Source organism: Caballeronia sp. KNU42 (assembly GCF_053760385.1).
Genome location: NZ_CM132388.1, coordinates 1,492,676 through 1,512,180 on the forward strand (window position 1 = coordinate 1,492,676; position 19,505 = coordinate 1,512,180).

The 19,505-nt window shown below is 58.9% G+C and carries 17 protein-coding genes and 1 tRNA gene; 12 read left to right on the forward strand and 6 right to left on the reverse strand.

Features of this window, described 5'->3' with window-relative positions; all coding sequences use genetic code 11:
• Positions 1-89 precede the first annotated feature (89 nt).
• Entirely contained in the window at positions 90-3,056 is a 2,967-nt protein-coding gene (locus ACSOSP_RS06575) for a class I SAM-dependent DNA methyltransferase (protein ID WP_455310202.1), read from the forward strand.
• 133 nt (positions 3,057-3,189) lie between these two features.
• Here ACSOSP_RS06575 and ACSOSP_RS06580 read toward each other — a convergent pair whose 3' ends face one another.
• Positions 3,190-3,492, reverse strand: coding sequence for a HigA family addiction module antitoxin (locus tag ACSOSP_RS06580; RefSeq protein ID WP_455310203.1), 303 nt, complete (start codon positions 3,490-3,492; stop codon positions 3,190-3,192).
• Between the two features lie 12 nt (positions 3,493-3,504).
• Positions 3,505-3,783 (reverse strand): type II toxin-antitoxin system RelE/ParE family toxin, encoded by a 279-nt coding sequence (locus ACSOSP_RS06585; protein ID WP_455310204.1) that lies wholly within the window; start codon positions 3,781-3,783, stop codon positions 3,505-3,507.
• A 169-nt stretch (positions 3,784-3,952) separates the two neighbouring features.
• Between ACSOSP_RS06585 and ACSOSP_RS06590 the strand changes: the two genes are divergently transcribed.
• A tRNA-Ser gene (locus ACSOSP_RS06590) sits at positions 3,953-4,042 on the forward strand.
• Positions 4,043-4,146: 104 nt separating this feature from the next.
• On the opposite strand, the gene ACSOSP_RS06595 is transcribed toward ACSOSP_RS06590, so the two are convergent.
• From ACSOSP_RS06595 to acs, 3 genes are all read right to left on the reverse strand, one after another.
• Positions 4,147-6,165 carry a sodium:solute symporter family protein gene (locus ACSOSP_RS06595; RefSeq protein ID WP_455310205.1) on the reverse strand — a complete coding sequence of 673 codons (2,019 nt, stop codon included), beginning with the start codon at positions 6,163-6,165 and terminating at the stop codon, positions 4,147-4,149.
• 7 nt (positions 6,166-6,172) lie between these two features.
• Entirely contained in the window at positions 6,173-6,502 is a 330-nt protein-coding gene (locus ACSOSP_RS06600) for a DUF4212 domain-containing protein (RefSeq protein ID WP_455310206.1), read from the reverse strand.
• Positions 6,503-6,628: 126 nt separating this feature from the next.
• Positions 6,629-8,611, reverse strand: a complete 1,983-nt coding sequence (gene acs, locus ACSOSP_RS06605) for an acetate--CoA ligase (RefSeq protein ID WP_455310207.1) — start codon at positions 8,609-8,611, stop codon at positions 6,629-6,631.
• Between the two features lie 382 nt (positions 8,612-8,993).
• Between acs and ACSOSP_RS06610 the strand changes: the two genes are divergently transcribed.
• The 9 genes from ACSOSP_RS06610 (at position 8,994) to ACSOSP_RS06650 (ending at position 16,994) form a co-directional block, all read left to right on the forward strand.
• Positions 8,994-9,905, forward strand: a complete 912-nt coding sequence (locus ACSOSP_RS06610; RefSeq protein WP_455310208.1) for a DMT family transporter — start codon at positions 8,994-8,996, stop codon at positions 9,903-9,905.
• Positions 9,906-10,134: 229 nt separating this feature from the next.
• Positions 10,135-10,728 (forward strand): TIGR00645 family protein, encoded by a 594-nt coding sequence (locus tag ACSOSP_RS06615; RefSeq protein WP_455310209.1) that lies wholly within the window; start codon positions 10,135-10,137, stop codon positions 10,726-10,728.
• Positions 10,729-10,818: 90 nt separating this feature from the next.
• Positions 10,819-12,342, forward strand: a complete 1,524-nt coding sequence (locus tag ACSOSP_RS06620; protein ID WP_455310210.1) for a fumarate hydratase — start codon at positions 10,819-10,821, stop codon at positions 12,340-12,342.
• 216 nt (positions 12,343-12,558) lie between these two features.
• The gene (gene bfr, locus ACSOSP_RS06625) at positions 12,559-13,035 is read left to right on the forward strand and encodes a bacterioferritin (protein ID WP_089158863.1); all 477 of its coding nucleotides are present in this window, start codon (positions 12,559-12,561) and stop codon (positions 13,033-13,035) included.
• Positions 13,036-13,048: 13 nt separating this feature from the next.
• Positions 13,049-13,999, forward strand: coding sequence for a glutamate racemase (gene murI, locus ACSOSP_RS06630; RefSeq protein ID WP_455310212.1), 951 nt, complete (start codon positions 13,049-13,051; stop codon positions 13,997-13,999).
• A 266-nt stretch (positions 14,000-14,265) separates the two neighbouring features.
• Positions 14,266-14,505, forward strand: a complete 240-nt coding sequence (locus ACSOSP_RS06635; RefSeq protein WP_455310213.1) for a (2Fe-2S)-binding protein — start codon at positions 14,266-14,268, stop codon at positions 14,503-14,505.
• Positions 14,506-14,910: 405 nt separating this feature from the next.
• Positions 14,911-15,687, forward strand: a complete 777-nt coding sequence (locus tag ACSOSP_RS06640) for an energy transducer TonB (protein ID WP_455310215.1) — start codon at positions 14,911-14,913, stop codon at positions 15,685-15,687.
• A gap of 80 nt (positions 15,688-15,767) precedes the next feature.
• On the forward strand, positions 15,768-16,556 hold the full coding sequence (locus ACSOSP_RS06645; protein ID WP_455310216.1) for a MotA/TolQ/ExbB proton channel family protein: 789 nt from the start codon (positions 15,768-15,770) through the stop codon (positions 16,554-16,556).
• A 12-nt stretch (positions 16,557-16,568) separates the two neighbouring features.
• Entirely contained in the window at positions 16,569-16,994 is a 426-nt protein-coding gene (locus ACSOSP_RS06650; protein ID WP_455310217.1) for an ExbD/TolR family protein, read from the forward strand.
• A 383-nt stretch (positions 16,995-17,377) separates the two neighbouring features.
• Here ACSOSP_RS06650 and ACSOSP_RS06655 read toward each other — a convergent pair whose 3' ends face one another.
• Positions 17,378-18,340 carry a LysR family transcriptional regulator gene (locus tag ACSOSP_RS06655; RefSeq protein ID WP_455310218.1) on the reverse strand — a complete coding sequence of 321 codons (963 nt, stop codon included), beginning with the start codon at positions 18,338-18,340 and terminating at the stop codon, positions 17,378-17,380.
• A gap of 196 nt (positions 18,341-18,536) precedes the next feature.
• On the opposite strand from ACSOSP_RS06655, the gene ACSOSP_RS06660 reads away from it, so the two are divergent.
• Positions 18,537-19,409, forward strand: coding sequence for a pirin family protein (locus tag ACSOSP_RS06660; RefSeq protein ID WP_455310219.1), 873 nt, complete (start codon positions 18,537-18,539; stop codon positions 19,407-19,409).
• Positions 19,410-19,505: the final 96 nt, after the last annotated feature.

Genomic DNA, 19,505 nt, shown 5'->3' on the forward strand with positions numbered 1-19,505 from the left:
TCAGTCGAGTTTCGGACTCGTCTGATAGGCGCATGCCTCCGTGTACGGCCTCATGTACGACCCTGTTAATCGTAAAAGAGGTCGTGGTCGTGATCGAGACAGAACGGGCGATTAACCGCCTGGACGGAGGCATTAATCAGGAAATCGGGGTACTTGGTACCCCTCCACACGAGGCGCCCGACGCAAGCGTCCAGCGCAACAGAAATTCAAACCACGCCTCAGAGAGATCGGGTGCGCTGCCAATTCTTGCCGCAGGCGATCTGTCGTTCAATGAAATCCGCAAACGCCTGTCCGCTTTTGCCCTGCAGTGGAAAACAGCGACGCGCGAAAACGCGGACGCCAAGCTCTTTTGGGCTCGCTTTTATGAATGCTACGGTATCCGGCCTGAGTCTTCGACGATTTACGAAAAAGCAGTTGACAAGCTCGATGGCGGACGGGGTTTTATCGACAGCTTCATTCCGGGCCTGCTGATCGTCGAGCACAAAAGCCGAAATAAGAATCTCGATTCAGCATTTACCCAAGCCTCCGACTATTTTATGGCGCTACCAGAACTGGAACGCCCCAGATACATAGTCACGTCCGACTTCGCGCGTTTCCGCTTATATGACCTCGCAACCGGAAATCTCAGCGAATGCACTCTGAAAGATCTGCCGAAACGGGCAGGCTGGTTCAGCTTTCTGCTTGACAGTGATGCCCCGCCGAAGATCGTCGAGGAGTCCCCGGTCAATCGACAAGCGGCATATGCGGTGTCTAAGCTACACGAGGCTCTGCTGCGCGCAAACTTTAGGGGGCGCGAACTCGAACTGTTTTTAACACGCCTGCTCTTTTGTTTTTTTGCCGACGATACCGGCATCTTCGGCGCAGACGGGCATCTGCGTTATCTGATAGAACATACCCGCGAAGACGGTCGAGATACCGGTACTCGACTCTTTGAGTTGTTCGATGTTTTGGACACGCCAGATGATCAACGCCAAGTCAATTTGGACGAAGCGCTTGCTGGATTCACGTACATCAACGGCCATCTGTTCTCAGAGCGTACTCGCATCCCCGCCTTTGACAGGGACATGCGAGAAACCCTGCTCCATTGTGCGGATCTCGATTGGAGCGGAATTAGTCCTGCTATTTTCGGTGCCATGTTTCAGGGCGTACTTGAAGCGCATACACCGACCGATAGCCGACAGTCCAGTCGGCGAGAATTGGGAGCGCACTATACGTCGGAGCGGAATATCCTGCGTGTCATCGACCCGCTTTTTATGAACGACCTGAGGGCCGAGTTAACGTCGGCTCGTCGTAGCAAGCCCCGGTTGCAAGCGCTATACGACAAGCTTCCTACACTGAACTATCTTGACCCAGCATCTGGCTGCGGCAATTTTCTAGTCATCGCATATCGGGAGCTCAGACGACTTGAAAACGAGGTCATAGCCGATCTGTTCGATTTCGATCGCGGACGCGGCTTACTGGAAGTTTCTACGCTATGCCGTGTCCGAGTTAACCAATTCTATGGCATCGAGATCGACGACGCGGCTGCGCACATTGCTCGAGTTGCATTGTGGATTACTGATCACCAGATGAATTTGGAAGCAGCTGAGCGATTCGGTAATACACGTCCGACAGTACCGCTCATCGACGCGCCTCACATTCACCGCGCAAACGCCTTGCGCACTGAATGGGCAGAAATTTTGCCTCCAAAAAACTGCAGCTTCGTCATGGGTAACCCGCCTTTTGTCGGCAAAACGTATCAAACCGCTGAACAAAAATCGGACCTCAGATCCGTGTGCTACAAACTTAAGAATGCGGGTCTACTCGACTATGTCGCAGCTTGGTACATGAAAGCGCTGGAATATATGAAAGAAAATCCCACGGTCAATGTGGCGTTTGTATCGACCAATTCTATTACTCAAGGTGAGCAGGTCGCCGCGTTGTGGCCGACGCTGCTAGAAGGCGGCATCAAGATCCGCTTCGCTCATCGCAGCTTTAAGTGGAGTAACGAGGGAAAAGGAAACGCTGCCGTGCATTGCGTAATCGTTGGGTTTGGATTGGGTGAGCAGGAAATTCGTACTATCTATGACCATTCCGACGCCGCCAATGTCGACGGACGGGCGATCCAGGCGAAACGGATCAACCCGTATCTGGTGGATGCACCTGATCTCGTCTTGAGCAACCGACGCACTCCGATCTGTGCTGTACCCGAGCTTATAAACGGTAGCAAACCCGCCGAAGGTGGAAATCTTTTACTCTCGAGCGAGGAAATGACGACGTTGATTGCGGCCCAACCAAGCGCAAAAGCATGGATACGCCGCATATTGGGTGCTGACGAATTCATCAACAATCTGCAGCGGTGGTGTCTCTGGCTGGTAAACGTCCCTCCGACAGAGCTTCGTGCCGTTTCCGACGTGTACAAGCGTGTCAAGGCCGTACAGGCAATGCGTCTTGCGAGTGTTGACCTGCAGACACAAAAGGACGCTGCTACGCCATCGCTTTTTCAGAAAATACGGCAACCCAACACACCGTATCTTTTGATTCCAAGCGTTTCATCCGAGCGTCGTGACTTTGTTCCCATCGGCTTCATCGCAGCGGACGTCATCGCGACGAACTTAGTGCTCACCATGCCGGACGCCACCAATTTCCACTTCGCCATACTCAACAGCACAATGCACAACGCTTGGATGCGTGCGGTTTGTGGACGGCTTGAAAGTCGCTACCGTTACTCCGCTACTATCGTCTACAACAACTACCCGTGGCCAGAACCGACAGAAGCTCAGCAAGCGATCCTTGAAACAACCGCTCAGAGAATTCTCGACGCTAGGCTGTTACACCCAGAAGCATCGCTGGCAGACCTATACGATCCTTTAACCATGCCGGCCAAACTACGCAAAGCGCACGAAGCCAATGACCGCGCCGTTGATGCTGCCTATAAGTACAAAGGCGATAAGACCGATGCAGCGCGGGTCGCGTTCTTATTTGAACGCTATGGACGACTTACGAGTCTGTTGCCGACGGAAAAACCAAAGCGTCACGCGGCCTCAAAAGCGACGAAGACCGACGTGGTCGAGTAGCACGTACATGAAGAATAGCTCTTGCCAAGAGAACAGCCAGGCGGGAGGGAGGGAGACATCCTTCCCAGCCAATCCTTGCCGCGTAAGCACCGTCTCTGGAGGAGCCACAGTAACGCGCAACGAACTCGCTGACTTACTGCAAATCTGCGCGGCCTCGCTTCAGCTTCTGGACATGTAGCGAGTCCTTCTTTTGGTCGACCTGCCAAAGATCAAACGCGGCCTGATGAGCCAGCCACGATTCCGCGCTTTTACCGAAAGCGATCTCAAGCCGCATCGCCATTTCCGGACTGATCGCGGCTCGCCCGTTGACGATCTCGGACAACGTTTTGCGCGCTACATCGAGGCCTTCAGCGGCGTACGTTATCGACAGGTTCAGCGGTTCAAGCCACAGCTCGGAGAGAATTTCGCCTGGATGCGGCGGGTTATGCATACGCATGGTGTTCCTCATTCAGTGGTAGTCGACGTAGTCGACGATATAGGCGTCGCCGTTCTCGAATTGGAAGATAACCCGCCAGTTTGCCTGAACAGTTACGGCCCAGAATCCGGCCAGATCCCCTTTTAAGGGATGAAGTCTCAGCGCAGGCGCGTCGATATCATCGATCTCGACGGCGTCGTTCAACAACGCCAAGACAAGACGAAGCCGTCTGCCGTGAATCGCCTGGATGCCCGCTTGACTGCCAGTCTTAAAAAAGCGCTCAAGCCCTTTGTGTTTGAACGATTTGATCATCAAGCTAGTGTAACCCATCGGGTTACACAGAGCAACTTGTCTTCCTCAGAAATGAGGTGTGGCCGCTGGACCGATCCGGGCGCCAAGCCCGGTATCTCCCGATCGACGTCCTCTTCTCGACAAGGGGGCTGGCACGGCCGCCGGAGTTTGCTATAATCCGCGACTTGCTGGAGAGATGGATGAGCGGTTTAAGTCGCACGCCTGGAAAGCGTGTTTAGGGTCAAACCTAACCGGGGTTCGAATCCCCGTCTCTCCGCCAGAATACGTTTCACATTGTTGAGTAGCACCCGAAACCCGCATCGAGCCTTGCGCCGACGCGGGTTTTTGTTTTTCCGGCGCGTCCAAAATCGCAAATACTTCTCCTCACGGATGCCGAATGTAATCCACCAACGCCCTCGTATACGCATCCGGTTTCCGGTCAACCAGACTCACCACCACGGCCACCACAAACCCCGCCGGCACCCCAAATACTCCTGAACTGATCGACTCGATCCCAAACCACCTCGCGCCCACCCACCCTGTCATTTGCGTGAAATACGGGTACGTCGACACGATGTAATACACGCACACGCTCAAGCCCGCCAGCATCCCGGCAACCGCCCCAAGCTTCGTCGTCCGTTTCCAGAACACGCCCAGCACCAACGCCGGAAACAAACTCGACGCCGCCAACGAAAACGCCGCCCCAACCAGGAACAAGATATTCCCCGTATTGAGCGAAGCCACATAAGAAGCAAACAACGCGACCCCCAACAACAATATCTTCGATATGGTGACCCTTCGCTGACTGCTCGCGGTTTTATCGACCATGCAGTAATAAACGTCGTGTGAAAGCGCATTCGCGATCGTCAGCAACAGACCATCGGCGGTAGAAAGCGCCGCGGCCAGCGCCCCCGCCGCGATCAACCCCGACATCACATACGGCAAGCCGGCAATCTCCGGCGCGGCGAGCACCACCATATCGGGCTGCATCTGAATACCGGACCAGCGCACGATGCCGTCGCCGTTCACATCGCCAATGTGAATCAGATACGGCTCCACCTTGCGCCATTGCATGACCCAGGCAGGAAGATCAGCGAACTTGTGCCCGACAATCCCCGTCAGCATCTCGTACTTGATCAGCACCGCTAACACGGGCACCGTCACGTAAAACAGCGCGACAAAAAACAGCGTCCAGCCGACCGAGCGCCGCGCGGACGCCACGGATGTCGTTGTGTTATAGCGCGTCAGGATATGCGGCAAACTCGCGGTTCCCAGCGACAAACACAGCAGCAACGACAGAAAATTCCTCTTGTGCAATTGCGCGCTTTCATCGTTGGAAGGAGGAAATGCTTCAGCCATTGGCACCGACGGTGCAGCGCGTTCGAGCATCTCATCGCGGTCGCGATTCCATTGAGCGTTCGCCTCGGCGGGTGTCTTCGGGAACGACGCCAGTTCGCGTTCCCGCTCGCTTATATCGCGCAACGGCCCGTTATGCCGGCGCAAGTCCGCTATCTCCTCAACAAGCCGCGACTGCCCGGTGTGAAACGACGCCGGCAACTCATCAATCTGCGTCTGGATCTGCTGCGCCTGACGCCGGTAATCGTCACGGACACGGGCTTCCTCGGGCGAGCGTTCAACCGCTAGCTCAAGCACTTCCACACGCTCCAGCAAGCGCCCATACGAAAGTTGCGGCAACCAGCCGAGCCCTTCGCGATGCGCGATCATCGAGACGGGAATCAGCATGGCGCTGATCAGGATGATGTACTGCGCGACCTGCGTCCACGTGACCGCGCGCATGCCGCCGAGAAACGAACAAACGAGAATGCCGGCAAGTCCGCAGAAGATCCCGATAGCGAAATCGATGCCGATAAACCGCGATGCAATCAGCCCGATGCCCTGGATCTGCGCGACGAGATAAACGAACGAGCACAGGATGGCCGCAAACGCCGCGATCCCGCGCACGAGGTTGCTTGAAAAGCGCGTGCCGAGGAAGTCGGGGATCGTGTAGCGCGCGAGCTTGCGAACGTAGGGCGCGAGCAGGAACGCGACGAGACAATAACCGCCGGTCCAGCCCATCATGTAGGCGAGGCCGTCATAACCGGTCGCATAGATGGACCCGGCCAGCCCGATAAACGACGCCGCCGATAACCAGTCCGCAGCTGTCGCCATGCCATTGAACGCCGACGGCACGCGCCGCCCGGCCACGTAATACTCGACCAGATCCGACGTCCGCGACAACAAGCCGATCACGGCATAGACGGCTATCGGCACGAACAGGAACACATAGCCAATCCAGGTGCCCGGACCGGTCACGCGCTCGATACGCGCCATCACATAGATGAACAGGAAGAAGCCGAGTGTGTAAAGCGCGTAGGCCCGGATGAGTCGATGGGTGAGCTTCATCGGCAATTCATGGCTCGGACGGCGCTTGAGCAAGGGCGCGTTGCAAGCGGGCATCGGCGAATTGCATCAGCACGATATACACCACGATCAACGCGACATACACCAGGATCGCGCCCTGGGCGCCAAAGTAGAACGGCAGCGGAAAGCCCGCGAAACGCAGGTGAGCGAGCCGCGTTGCCATGAGCGGAATGCCGAACGACACCACCAATCCGATCAGCATCAGCACCGAGATCACCACAAGATTCGTTCGCCAGTACAACCGATGCGCGTGCGCCATCGCCTCCGTGACGGGCGGTGGTTCGGCGGGACTCGAAGGAGGCGTCGGGATCGAGGACATGTGCTTATCTACCAAATGCATCAAGAAGCGGCAATCGGGATCGACATCGTGCGCCGGCCCACGATACAAAAACGGCTCCCGGAAAAAGGGAGCCGCTTGTGCCAGCCAGATGATACTCAAGCCAAATTAACGCGCTTCGCCGAGCTGATCCAGGATCGCGGGATTCTCTAAAGTCGAGATGTCCTGTGTGATCTCTTCGCCCTTTGCGAGCGAACGCAGCAACCGCCGCATGATCTTCCCTGAACGGGTCTTCGGGAGATTCTCGCCAAAACGAATGTCCTTCGGTTTCGCGATCGGACCGATTTCCTTCCCGACCCACGCGCGCAGTTCGTTGGCGATCTGCTTCGCTTCATCGCCCTCAGGACGCGAGCGCTTCAGCACGACGAATGCACACACCGCTTCGCCGGTCGTATCGTCGGGACGACCGACCACCGCAGCCTCCGCCACGAGCGGATTCGACACCAGCGCCGATTCGATCTCCATGGTCCCCAACCGATGCCCCGACACGTTCAACACGTCATCGATACGGCCCATGATCGTGAAGTAACCCGTCTCCTTGTCGCGCACGGCGCCGTCGCCGGCGAGGTACAGCGTGCCGCCGAGCTCTTCAGGGAAGTAGCTCTTCTTGTAGCGGTCCGGATCGCCCCACACATTGCGCAACGCCGACGGCCACGGCCGCTTGATGACCAGAATCCCGCCCTGCCCGTTCGGCACGTCCTGACCGGTTTCATCGACGACAGCCGCCATGATGCCGGGCAGCGGCAGCGTGCAGGACCCCGGCACGAGCGGCGTTGCGCCCGGCAGCGGCGTGATCATGTGACCGCCGGTTTCGGTCTGCCACCACGTATCGACGATAGGACAAATACCCCGGCCCACGTTCTCGTGATACCACATCCACGCTTCCGGATTGATCGGCTCGCCGACCGTGCCGAGAATGCGCAGCGTCGACAGGTCGAAGCTCTTCGGATGCACCTTTTCATCGGCTTCGGCCATCTTGATGAGCGAGCGGATCGCGGTCGGCGCGGTGTAGAAAATCGTGACCTTGTGCTTCGCGATCATGTCCCAGAAGCGCCCGGCGTTCGGATAGGTCGGCACGCCTTCGAACACGATCTGCGTCGCGCCAATAGCGGTCGGACCGTACGCAATGTAGCTATGCCCCGTGATCCAGCCGATATCGGCGGTGCACCAGAACACATCGTCAGGCTTGGCGTCGAAGGTCCACTTCATGGTCTGCGCGGCCCACAGCAAGAAGCCTCCCGTGCTGTGCTGCACGCCCTTCGGTTTGCCCGTGGAACCCGACGTGTACAGGATGAACAACGGATGTTCGGCGCTGACCCATTCCGGCTCGCACTGATCGGATTCATGCTCGACGAGTTCGTGCATCCAGAGGTCGCGGCCTTCATGCCATTGCGTCTTGCCGCCCGTGCGCTTGTACACGATCACGCTCGTGACCGCGTCGCAACCGCCGGCTGCGATGGCTTCATCGGCAATGCTTTTTAACGGCAGCGCCTTGCCCCCGCGCATCTGTTCATCCGACGTGATAAGCGCAACCGCGCCCACGTCCACCAGCCGTTCGTTGAGCGACTTCGACGAGAACCCGCCGAACACCACCGAGTGCGTCGCACCGATGCGCGCGCAGGCCTGCATGGCGACCACGCCTTCCACCGACATCGGCATGTAGATCACCACGCGATCGCCCTTCTTCACGCCGCGCTTCTTCAGCGCATTGGCGAAGCGGCAAACGCGCTGCAAAAGATCCTGATACGTCACGTTGACGACGGTGCCGTCATCGGCTTCGAAGATGATCGCGTTCTTCGCGCCGTGGCCGGCTTCCACATGACGGTCGATGCAGTTATACGATGCGTTGATTTCGCCGTCTTCGAACCACTTGTAGAACGGCGGATTCGATTCGTCGAGAACAGTTGTGAACGGCTTGTGCCAGCTAAGCGTCTCGCGCGCGAGCCGCGCCCAGAAGCCTTCGTAATCGCGTTCGGCTTCGGACGTTAAAGCCTTGTACGCGTCCATGCCGGAAATCGCTGCACCGGCCGTCGCTTTGGCCGAAGGCGGGAAAATACGGCGTTCCTGAAGTACGGATTCAATCGCAGACATCGACAACCCCTTCATTGATGGTGAATCTGATAACCGCGACACCGGAGCTCAGGCTCCAAAGCCGCTATGTCCTTTAGGCGTGGACGGCACACGCAATGCCAAGCGTTATGCCGTGTCTCCTGCCTCTTTGCGTGACCTGCTCGTGCAGCGCAGCATACGCGCGCCAGGTTTCATACGGCGAAGATAAGCTGCGCGCCTTACCTGCTACTTACGCAATGCACCCGAGGGCCACGGGGTATACACGTAGGGATCGGCACTTTTACAATGCGGCCTTTCAACGCATCAATGCAATGATGCGCTTTGCGCTCACGCGTCGCCTGGGTTGCGCGCGATCCATGACGCGCCACGCCATGTTAACTGAACTCGTCGTCCGGATTCCAGCTTGAATCGTTACGCGCTCTACCTCATCGCAGCCATGTTGCTGGTCGGCAGCAATGTCGGCGTCGGCAAGTCGGTGGTGGCTTTCATCCCAGTCCCGCTGTTCGCGTTGCTGCGCTTCGTCATAGCAATGGCGGTGCTCTGGCCGTTGCTGCGTCCGGCGAAGATCCGGCGGGTCAGGCGAAGCGAGTGGGCCAACTTGTTTCTGCAGGCGTTTTTCGGCACCTTCATGTTCACGCTGCTGATGCTTAACGGCGTGCAGCGCACGAGCGCCGTCGCGGCCGGCGTGATAACCAGCACGATTCCGGCGGTCGTCGCGTTGTTCTCGTGGTTCTTCCTCAAGGAACGCCCGAACGGCCGTGCGTTAATTTCCATCGCGCTCGCCGTTGTCGGAGTGGTCGTGATCAACGTCGCGCAGGGGACGGCAGGCGCGCACGGATCGGGCAGCGCATCGCACGATACTTCGCTGCTGGGCAACCTGATGGTGCTCGGCGCGGTCTGTTGCGAGTCGTTCTACGTGATCCTGTCGCGACGCCTGACGCAGACGCTTCCCGCTATCGATATCTGCGCCTACACGCATTTCTTCGGCTTCCTGCTGATGCTGCCGCTGGGGTTTTCAGCGCTCGTCAGCTTCGATTACAGCAGCGTCAGCCTGAGCGTCTGGAGCCTCGTGCTTTGGTATGGACTTTCAGCGAGCATCTTTTCGTTCTGGCTGTGGATGAAAGGCATCCGGCACGTCGACGGCAGTCTCGCCGGCGTATTTTCCGGGCTCTTGCCAATCGCGGCAGCGCTCTACGGCATTGTGTTTCTCGGTGAACGTCCGACTATCGCGCATGGAATCGCGCTGGCGTGCGTGGTCACCGGCATCGTCCTGGCCAGCATGAAGGCCAAAACGGCGCCGCCGATGATTTCCTGATCGCGGACGGGTTTCGCTCGCTCAGTGGAGCCGCCAGTGCGCGGGTTTTGAAGCACGCCGCGCGGACGGACTTGCTAAGGGTTGACCCGCAACCCCGCGCCGTCGTCGCGCTACAATGACGCGCTTTCTCAAAAAAATGCGCTCGAAATCCTGTTTCGGCCCATTTAGCACTCGCCACGACCAAAGCAATTACTCGAATCAACCAACCTTCCACGACCCGGCACCGCTCATGTCCGCATCCCCGAACATCCCCGGCACCCGTCCTCCCCGCTCTTCGATGAAGCCGCTCCCCGCCGTCATCTTCATGAGCCGATGGCTCCAGGTGCCGCTGTATCTCGGCCTGATCGTGGCGCAAGGCGTCTACGTCGTGCTGTTCCTGAAGGAAGTCTGGCACCTCGTCACGCATATGACGACGCTCGACGAGACCAACATCATGCTGGTCGTGCTCGGCCTGATCGATGTGGTCATGATCTCGAACCTGCTGATCATGGTGATCGTGGGCGGCTACGAGACGTTCGTCTCACGACTCGGCGTGGAAGGCCACCCCGACCAGCCGGAATGGCTCGATCACGTGAACGCCGGCGTGCTGAAGGTGAAGCTGTCCATGGCGCTCATCAGCATTTCGTCCATCCATCTGCTGAAAACCTTCATCAACCCGGACCAGTACTCCGAACACGCAGTGATGTGGCAGGTGATCATTCACCTGGCATTCCTCGCGTCGGCGCTGATCATGGCGTGGGTAGACCGCCTGACCACGCACACGCATCCGGAGCATTTTCACGAACCTTCCAGCGCGAGTACGCCCGCGAAGGCTCACGAGTAAGCGCAGGCCAGCAGCAGAAAACCACCCATGAGCGCTTCTTAAAGCGCCGCAAACAGTCCCGATAACGTACCGTCCCCACACGTTCAAGCCATGACAATCATCAAGCAGGAAGACCTGATTCAGAGCATTGCGGATTCGTTGCAGCACATCAGCTTTTACCATCCGCTCGACTACATCCAGGCGCTCGGCCGCGCATACGAACTCGAAGAGAGTCCGGCCGCGAAAGACGCCATCGCGCAGATCCTGACGAACAGCCGCATGTGCGCGGAAGGTCATCGGCCGATCTGCCAGGACACCGGCATCGTCACGGTGTTCGTGAAAGTGGGCATGGACGTGCGGTGGGACGGTGCCACCATGGGCGTCACCGACATGATCAACGAAGGCGTGCGCCGCGGTTACCTGAACCCGGACAACGTGCTGCGCGCGTCCATCGTGAGCCCGCCCGAAGGCGCGCGCAAGAACACGAAGGACAACACGCCGGCGGTGATCCACTACGAGATCGTCCCCGGCGATAAGGTCGATGTCCAGATCGCGGCCAAAGGCGGCGGTTCGGAGAACAAGACGAAGTTCGCGATGCTCAACCCGTCGGATTCCATCGTCGACTGGGTGCTGAAAACCGTGCCGCTGATGGGCGCGGGATGGTGCCCGCCGGGCATGCTTGGAATCGGCATCGGCGGGACGGCGGAGAAGGCGATGGTCATGGCGAAGGAATCGCTGATGGACGCCATCGATATCCAGGACGTCATTGCACGCGGCCCGCAGGACTGGATCGAAGAGTTGCGCGTGGAGTTGCACGAGAAGGTCAACGCGCTGGGTATCGGCGCGCAGGGCCTGGGCGGCCTTGCCACCGTGCTCGATGTGAAGATCATGGCGGCGCCGACGCATGCGGCATCGAAGCCGATCGCGATCATCCCGAACTGCGCAGCCACCCGTCACGCGCATTTCACGCTCGATGGCTCGGGCGTGGCGAAACTCGACGTGCCTTCGCTCGACGCCTGGCCGAAAGTCGAGTGGGTCGCGAATACAGAGACGAGCCAGCGCGTGGACCTGAACACGCTGACGAAGGAACAAGTCGCGGCATGGAAGCCGGGCCAGACGCTGCTGCTCTCCGGCAAGATGCTGACGGGACGGGATGCTGCGCACAAGCGTATTGCCGACATGCTCGCCAAAGGCGAAAAGCTTCCCGTCGATTTCACGAATCGGGTGATTTATTACGTCGGCCCGGTCGATCCGGTCCGCGATGAAGTCGTTGGCCCGGCAGGTCCCACCACGGCCACGCGCATGGACAAGTTCACGGACATGATGCTGTCGCAGACCGGCTTGATCTCGATGATCGGCAAGGCCGAGCGTGGCCCGGTTGCCATCGAGGCGATCAAGAAGCACAAGGCCGCGTACATGATGGCGGTGGGCGGCGCGGCGTACCTCGTGTCGAAGGCGATTCGCGGCGCGCAGGTCATTGCGTTCGAAGACCTGGGCATGGAAGCCATCTACGAATTCGACGTTCAGGATATGCCGGTCACCGTTGCGGTTGATTCGACCGGGACGTCCGTTCATCAGACCGGGCCGAAGGAATGGCAAGCAAAGATCGGCAAGATTCCGGTTGCAACGGTTTAAGCCGCGACCTCAGCAATACGAGGTAAAAAGAGCCGGGCCATGCGCCCGGCTCTTTCATTTTCGGGTTGTTGCGCGGAGAACTGTTTTCATTCTCATTCCAGTGTGTGGGAAACACAAATCTCTACAAAATAGCGGGGAAAACACGATTTTTCACCTTGGCTTTTTAAACTTGAGGGGTTATGTTTGAAAGCTGAAATGCCCACACAAGGAACTAACATGCAAGGCGATATCAAAGCCCTCGAATACCTCAACCAGCAGCTGAAGAACGAGCTGACTGCGATCAACCAGTACTTCCTGCATGCACGCATGTACAAGCACTGGGGCCTGGAGAAGCTCGGCAAACATGAATACGACGAATCGATCGGCGAGATGAAACATGCCGACTGGCTGATCCAGCGTATTTTCATGCTCGACGGCCTGCCGAATCTCCAGGACCTGCACAAGTTGCTGATTGGTGAAGAGACCGAAGAAATCCTGAAGTGCGACTTGAAGCTCGAACAGATTTCACAAAGCACATGCAAGGAAGCCATCGCGTATTGCGAATCGGTTCGCGATTTCATCTCGCGTGAAATCTTCGTGAAGATTCTCGACGATACGGAAGAACACATCGACTGGCTGGAAACGCAGATCGATCTGGTGGCGAAGGTCGGCATCCAGAACTATCAGCAAACCATGATGGGCGAGAACGAGTAAACTACGGGCCACCATGCCCTTCGACGCCCTTCGTTCAGCGGTTGACTCCGCTGTCAGTCCTGCTGTGAGCTCCGCTGCGAGTTCTTCTTCCGAGACGCTCGGTTCGAGCGCGCCCGTCGCTATTTTCGATTCGGGCCTAGGCGGTCTGTCTGTGTTGCGTGCAGTGCGCGCCGCCTTGCCGGACGAACGGCTGATCTACGTTGCGGATTCGCTGTACGCGCCGTACGGTGAACGCGATGACGACTTTATCGCCGACCGGACGCTCGCGATCGGCGAATGGTTGGTGTCGCAGGGCGCGAAGACGCTGGTCGTTGCATGCAACACAGCGACCTCGCAGTCGATTGCTCAAACTCGCGAGCGCTTGCCAATTCCCGTGATCGGCGTGGAACCGGGTATCAAGCCAGCGGCGCTCACGTCGCAAACGCGCGTGGTGGGCGTACTGGCGACAGCCGTCACGTTACGCAGTGCGCGCTTTCAAGCGCTGGCCGAGCGCCATACCAGTGATTGCCACTTCATCCTGCAGCCGGGACACGGCCTCGTGCAGGCGGTGGAACGCTGCGACACGAACTCGCCTGAACTCGTTGCGCTGCTGAGAAGCTATGTGCAACCCATGCTCGATGCCAATGCCGACACGCTGGTGCTCGGCTGCACGCACTACCCTTTCCTCGATGAAGCCATCCGTTCCATCTCGGGCGACCGACTCGCGCTGATCGATACGAGTATCGCGATTGCGCGGCAACTCGAACGGCAACTGGATTCGTTTGGACTGCGCGCAGCGTCCGTTCAGGGTCAGGCTCAAGGTCAAGACGAAGCCCGGGCAACAGAATTGCCGCGCTTTTACTCGACCAGCGACGGTCAGGCTCTGCGCCAGCTCGCAGCGTCGCTGCTCGGACTGGAAGTGACTGTCGAGCGCGTCGTGATCCCTTCGCGACGGACGCTGGCACTGGAATCCGATCCGGTCTAAGGCCGTGACTCCAGACGGCTTCCAACCGTCCCGAGCCGCGCCTGTCTCTCTCAAACCATAAAAAACCCGCTTTGGTGGCTGAAAAGCCCCTTCCCCGCACGCGGTTTCAGTTTTTTACATAAGTACAGCGCCTTGTGCGACAAGCCTCTGCGTCCCGTCCCTTTTTCCCGCCCAGCGTACATCGAAAAAAACCGTTCACCCCTATTGCCAACCCTCTCATAAGGAATGATAATAATTCGCATTAACGTTAGCTATCGCGGTTAATCATGATCGTCTGTGTGTGCAAGTCAGTGTCCGACAGAAAGATTCGCGCCTCCATTGCGGATGGCGTCGCTACGTTCGACGAACTGCAATTCGAATTGGGTGTAGCCATGTGCTGCGGCAAGTGCGAAGAGACCGTGCGCGACGTCATGTTGCAAAGCGGTTGCGCGTCGCATTGCACCATGCACCACGGCGATCAGCATCAGGCGGTACCGCTGACGTTCTACGAACGCAAGGCCGCGTAAGCACGCTCCAGGTCGACTGGAGTTGCCTGGTGCAAATCAGTGCTGTGTTGCTGCAATAACCAGGCAATCGCCAAGCATTAACCAAGCAATAAGCAGGCATTAACTTCGCAATGACGATGCAATGACTGCGCGACAACTCGGCGCGCGCTTTTCAAGCCGATCGTCACCCGTCGCCAGCCTTGCCAGGTGTAAAAACGCAGTCCCCGCTTCTCCGCCCGCAAGCCACGTCACATTGAGCCAGCCCGCCAACCCCCGTCCAAGGAGGGAATGATGGAATTGCTGATCGGTTTCGTGGCCACGCTATTTATTTCTCTGCTCATCTTTCGAAAATGAAGTCCTCCAGTCTCGCATGCTGCATGGGCTTTCGCTGTTCGTACGGCGTCGCCGCCGTACAACCACGCTGATATGCCATCTCCCCTGATTTCGGCCGGCAATTCGGCTGCGGCGCTTAACACACACACTTCCCGTTCGATCGAATCCTCAGGGCTCAATCCACGCGTGATTGCCGCGAGTGTCGCTGTGCTGGCGATTCACGCGGGGCTGCTGGCCGTCGTGCTCACTCTGCGCAACGAGCCGGCGCCGCGCCCGATCGAATCGAAGACCATCACCGCCGAACTGATCAGTCCCGCGCCGCCGCAGCCTGTTGCGGCGCCTGTGGCAATTCAGTCGACGCCGGTTCCCGCTCCACCGAAACCGGTTCCACCGAAGCCGGTACCAAAGCCCAAGCCGGTCGTTCAGCCGCGCGTGAAGGCAGCGCCCACACCGTTGCCGGAAACCACGGCGCCCTCGCCTGTTGCCGCAGCGGCGCCTGAGCCCGCTCCCGCTCCGCCCACGCCACCGGTTGCGGCAGCGCCGGCCGCCGCGGCGCCGGCTATCGGGCGTCCAACCATGGAACTCAATGCGCCAAAGGACGTCGCCCATCTCGAGTGCAACATCGCGATGCCGGAGTACCCGGCGGTCTCTCGGCGTCGCGGGGAATCGGGGACGGCGCTGGTGAAGTTCGTCGTCGGGCTGACGGGCAAGATCGAGAACATCGAACTGAAGAAAAGCAGCGGGTCGTCGCGACTGGATGACGCCGCGCTCGATGCCATGCGCTCGAGCGCATGCAAGCCCTACAAGGAAAACGGCGTGGCGATCCGTGCTGCGTATTCCCAGCCCTTCGTATTTGGATTGAACGACTAGCGCCACCGTCGGCACCGAACCAGCGAACGCTGAACAACAAAAAGATTCGACCTAATTTCTAGATATCTACAGGAACTGCAATGCAAAACTACGGCTTGGCGCATGTCTGGGCGCAAGGGGATTTCGTCACGCGGGGTATCGCGCTCGCGCTGGCGATCATGTCGATCCTGTCGTGGACAGTGATTCTGGTGAAGGGCCTGAACGTGGTGCGCCTGAAGCGCCTCACGAAGAACGCGGAGCTGGCTTTCTGGCATTCAGACGATTTCGCCGACGGCATCAACAAGCTGAGCAATCAATCCTCGAACGCGCAGGACAATCCGTTCCTCGCGCTGGCGCTCTCCGGGCAGGATGCAGCCGATCACCATCATCAGACGCAACCGCATCTGCACGACCGCATGGACGTGTCGGACTGGATCACCCGCTGCCTGAAGGACACCATGGATGAAGGCGTCGGGCGCATGCAGGCAGGGCTTGCCGTGCTCGCATCGATCGGCAGCACGGCGCCGTTCGTCGGTTTGTTCGGCACGGTGTGGGGCATTTATCACGCGCTGCTGACTATCGGCGCGACCGGTCAGACGTCCATCGATCAAGTCGCGGGACCGGTCGGCGAGTCGCTGATCATGACGGCGTTCGGTCTCTTCGTCGCCATTCCGGCCGTGCTCGGCTACAACGCGCTGACGCGTGGGAACAAGACCATTGTCACGAAGCTGAACCGCTTCGCGCACGGCCTGCACGCGTTCTTCGTGACGGGCACAAAGCTCGCGTCCAGCCAGCGTGGAGACGGCTTGCGCCTGGCTGTGCAAAACGCTGCGGGGGCCGCTGCCGGGTCTACGTCCGGCGCGAAGCAGCCTGCATCGCATGTGAGCTAAGGGGACGTCGCCATGGCCATGAGCCCTTTCTCCAGTGACGAGGACGACGGCATGATGAGCGAGATCAACATGACGCCGCTCGTCGACGTCATGTTGGTTCTCCTGATCATCTTTCTCGTCACGATTCCCGCTATCAATCACGCGGTGAAAATCGACTTGCCGAAGGCGAGCAGCCAGCCGCAGGACACGAAACCCGCGCATGTGGACGTTGCCGTCGAAGCGGACGGCACGGTGCTGTGGAACGACCAGAAGGTCGATGACGCCGCGCTGCAATCGCGCATAGCCGATGCGTCGAGGCAGACGCCGCAGCCGGAATTGCGCTTGCGCGCAGACCGCAAGGTGCCGTATGAGCGTGTCGCCGATGTGATGTCGGCCGCGCAAGGCGGCGGATTATCGAAGATCGGCTTTGTCACCGAGCCGAAGGCGGGTGGCAAGTAGCGCGGCACGAATTGCGCGCGTACGCCGTTTCGAAGCCCTTTCCGAAGCCCTTTCCGAAGCTCCAAAGTAAAAGGCCTTCATCGCAGTGATGAAGGCCTTTTTTTGTGTGCGCGCCGGCACATTCGGGCTAGCGATTACTTTGGCGTCGAGACATTCGAATCCGCAGTATCACCACATGCGACAGCCGTGCTCGACACGGACAGCGCTATCAGCCCTATCAGGCCTACTATAAAAGTGGCCGTGAGTTTTCGCATAAGCAGCTCTTTTGCGAAGAGATTTCAATATAGCGCCCGGGCACAACTCGTTCAAGCGGGCGGCGATTGAATCTGACCATCGCAAGCGCACGCTTCAATGTCAGAAACTTAAGGCGGCGCCGCGATTAGTCACACTGTTTCGCGAGCGGGCTCCGTCTGAAGAGGACATTCTCCCGGAAAGCGATTGCTGTCATTGATCGACTCGACAAGAAAATCGACGAAAGCGCGAATGGCCGGCACCATGCCCTGCCGGGATAAAAACACCGCATAGAGCTGCGGCGTAGGAAAAGTCCAGCCGGGCATGACCGGCGACATCTGGCCGGTGCGCAGCGCCGCGCCGTACATCATCTCCGGCAACGCCGCGATTCCCACACCGCGCAGCACCGCTTCGCGGATCATGCCGAGGTCCGCTGTCACAAGACGCGGTTCGTGCTCGAACTCGTGACGCGTGCCGTCGGGCGCGATCAGGCGGAACACGTGACGGCCGTCGGTTGCAGGGACATCGATGGTGTCGAACTGGGCCAGCTCCGACGGTGTCAGCGGCGGCGCGTTCGGCTTGAGCAGCGAGGGCGCCGCCACCAGCATTTGTTCCGTTCGCCACAGCGGGCGCGCAACGATTGTCGAATTGACGGGGGGTTCCGAGCGCACGCGCAACGCAACGTCGATCGCATCTTCGAACAAATCGATCACGCGATTCGTCACGCTCAAGATGACGCGAACTTCGGGGTATCGATGCAGGAAATCGGGCATCACCTCCGACAAGAACGTCTGCGCGATCGTCACCGGCACGCTGACCCGGACACTGCCGCGCGGCGAATCCCGCAGGCTATGCACGATATCGACCGCGGCCTGGGCCTCTGCGAGCATCGCCTTGCAATGCTGGTAGAAGAGTTGGCCAGCCTCGGTCAGTGCGAGTTTTCGCGTGGAGCGCTGCATCAAACGCACGCCGAGCGACGTCTCGAGTTCGGACACGCGGCGCGACAAACGCGACTTGGAAATACCCAGCACCCGTTCCGCCGCCGAGAAACCGCCGTGCTCGACAACGTACGAAAAATACATCAGATCATTGAGGTCATGCGAATCAGGCTTCATGTGGTCAGGTTTTTCGTTGGGGTTTTCGTTCGAGGTTTCGTTCGAGGTTCCGTTGTTCCACAGGCGGGACAATCCATTGCGGTTTGACGGCTTTTTCCGCGAAATACGGTCCATATAATAGCGCTATGTTTTAAATTTGGCGCTAATGCCCTACCCGTTGCATCGGCCACGCTGGCCCTACCCAAGCGAGGACAAAATGGAAAGCACACGCAGTATCGAACGCACGATTGCCGCGCTCCGCACGGTGGAGGGTGGCGGTTTTGTCGTACATCGCCCGTTCCCGACGCGGCTCCTGATGGATTTCGACCCGTTCCTGCTCCTCGATGAAATGGGCCCCGTCGACTACGCGCCCGGTGAGGCGAAAGGCGCGCCCGATCATCCGCATCGCGGCTTTGAAACCGTGACGTACGCGCTCGAAGGCCAGTTCGGCCACAAGGATTCGGCGGGCCATTCCGGCACCTTGCGTCAGGGCGACGTGCAATGGATGACGGCCGGCGCGGGTGTGGTTCACAGTGAAATGCCCGATCCCGAATTCACGCGCACCGGGGGTCGCGTGCACGGCTTGCAGTTGTGGGTGAACTTGCCCAAGCGCGACAAGATGATCCCGCCGCATTATCAGGAAATCGCGTCCGAACAGATTCCGGTCGCGACCAGCGATGACGGCCGCGTGCGCGTGAAGGTCATCGCGGGTGAAGCGCTGGGCGTCAAGGCAGCGATCGAGACGCGTACGCCAATTCTTTACCAGCATTTTTCGCTGCAACCGGGCGCGTCGATCGTGCATCGAGTGCCGCGGGACTTTCGTGTTTTCGGCTACGCGTTGTCGGGCAACGGTCTCTACGGCGAGGCGAAGCAAGCCGTGCGGGCGCAGCAGATGATCGTGTTCGCGGACGATGGCGATACAGTCACGTTCGCCGCCGGCGACGAGCCGCTCGAGTTGCTGTTGATTGGTGGCGTGCCGTTAAAGGAACCCGTGGTTCGATACGGCCCGTTCGTGATGAACACGGAGGAGGAGATCCGCCAGGCCGTGGTCGATTACCAGGAGGGACGCATGGGGTCGATCAACCACTAGGCAGGCTCGCCGCCGTCGCGGCGTTCATCATCACCAGACCGTGCTTGTTTCACCGGCGCGGCACGAATGACACTATTTGCGTCACAATAGTCATTC

Bases quoted from the DNA above. Each gene is read 5' to 3' on its own strand.
- ACSOSP_RS06580 (WP_455310203.1), bottom strand. From the start codon at position 3,492: ATGCGTATGCATAACCCGCCGCATCCAGGCGAAATTCTCTCCGAGCTG.
- ACSOSP_RS06585 (WP_455310204.1), bottom strand. From the start codon at position 3,783: ATGATCAAATCGTTCAAACACAAAGGGCTTGAGCGCTTTTTTAAGACT.
- ACSOSP_RS06595 (WP_455310205.1), bottom strand. From the start codon at position 6,165: ATGAAGCTCACCCATCGACTCATCCGGGCCTACGCGCTTTACACACTC.
- ACSOSP_RS06600 (WP_455310206.1), bottom strand. From the start codon at position 6,502: ATGTCCTCGATCCCGACGCCTCCTTCGAGTCCCGCCGAACCACCGCCC.
- acs (WP_455310207.1), bottom strand. From the start codon at position 8,611: ATGTCTGCGATTGAATCCGTACTTCAGGAACGCCGTATTTTCCCGCCT.
- ACSOSP_RS06615 (WP_455310209.1), top strand. From the start codon at position 10,135: ATGTCCGCATCCCCGAACATCCCCGGCACCCGTCCTCCCCGCTCTTCG.
- ACSOSP_RS06620 (WP_455310210.1), top strand. From the start codon at position 10,819: ATGACAATCATCAAGCAGGAAGACCTGATTCAGAGCATTGCGGATTCG.
- bfr (WP_089158863.1), top strand. From the start codon at position 12,559: ATGCAAGGCGATATCAAAGCCCTCGAATACCTCAACCAGCAGCTGAAG.
- murI (WP_455310212.1), top strand. From the start codon at position 13,049: ATGCCCTTCGACGCCCTTCGTTCAGCGGTTGACTCCGCTGTCAGTCCT.
- ACSOSP_RS06635 (WP_455310213.1), top strand. From the start codon at position 14,266: ATGATCGTCTGTGTGTGCAAGTCAGTGTCCGACAGAAAGATTCGCGCC.
- ACSOSP_RS06640 (WP_455310215.1), top strand. From the start codon at position 14,911: ATGCCATCTCCCCTGATTTCGGCCGGCAATTCGGCTGCGGCGCTTAAC.
- ACSOSP_RS06645 (WP_455310216.1), top strand. From the start codon at position 15,768: ATGCAAAACTACGGCTTGGCGCATGTCTGGGCGCAAGGGGATTTCGTC.
- ACSOSP_RS06650 (WP_455310217.1), top strand. From the start codon at position 16,569: ATGGCCATGAGCCCTTTCTCCAGTGACGAGGACGACGGCATGATGAGC.
- ACSOSP_RS06655 (WP_455310218.1), bottom strand. From the start codon at position 18,340: ATGAAGCCTGATTCGCATGACCTCAATGATCTGATGTATTTTTCGTAC.
- ACSOSP_RS06660 (WP_455310219.1), top strand. From the start codon at position 18,537: ATGGAAAGCACACGCAGTATCGAACGCACGATTGCCGCGCTCCGCACG.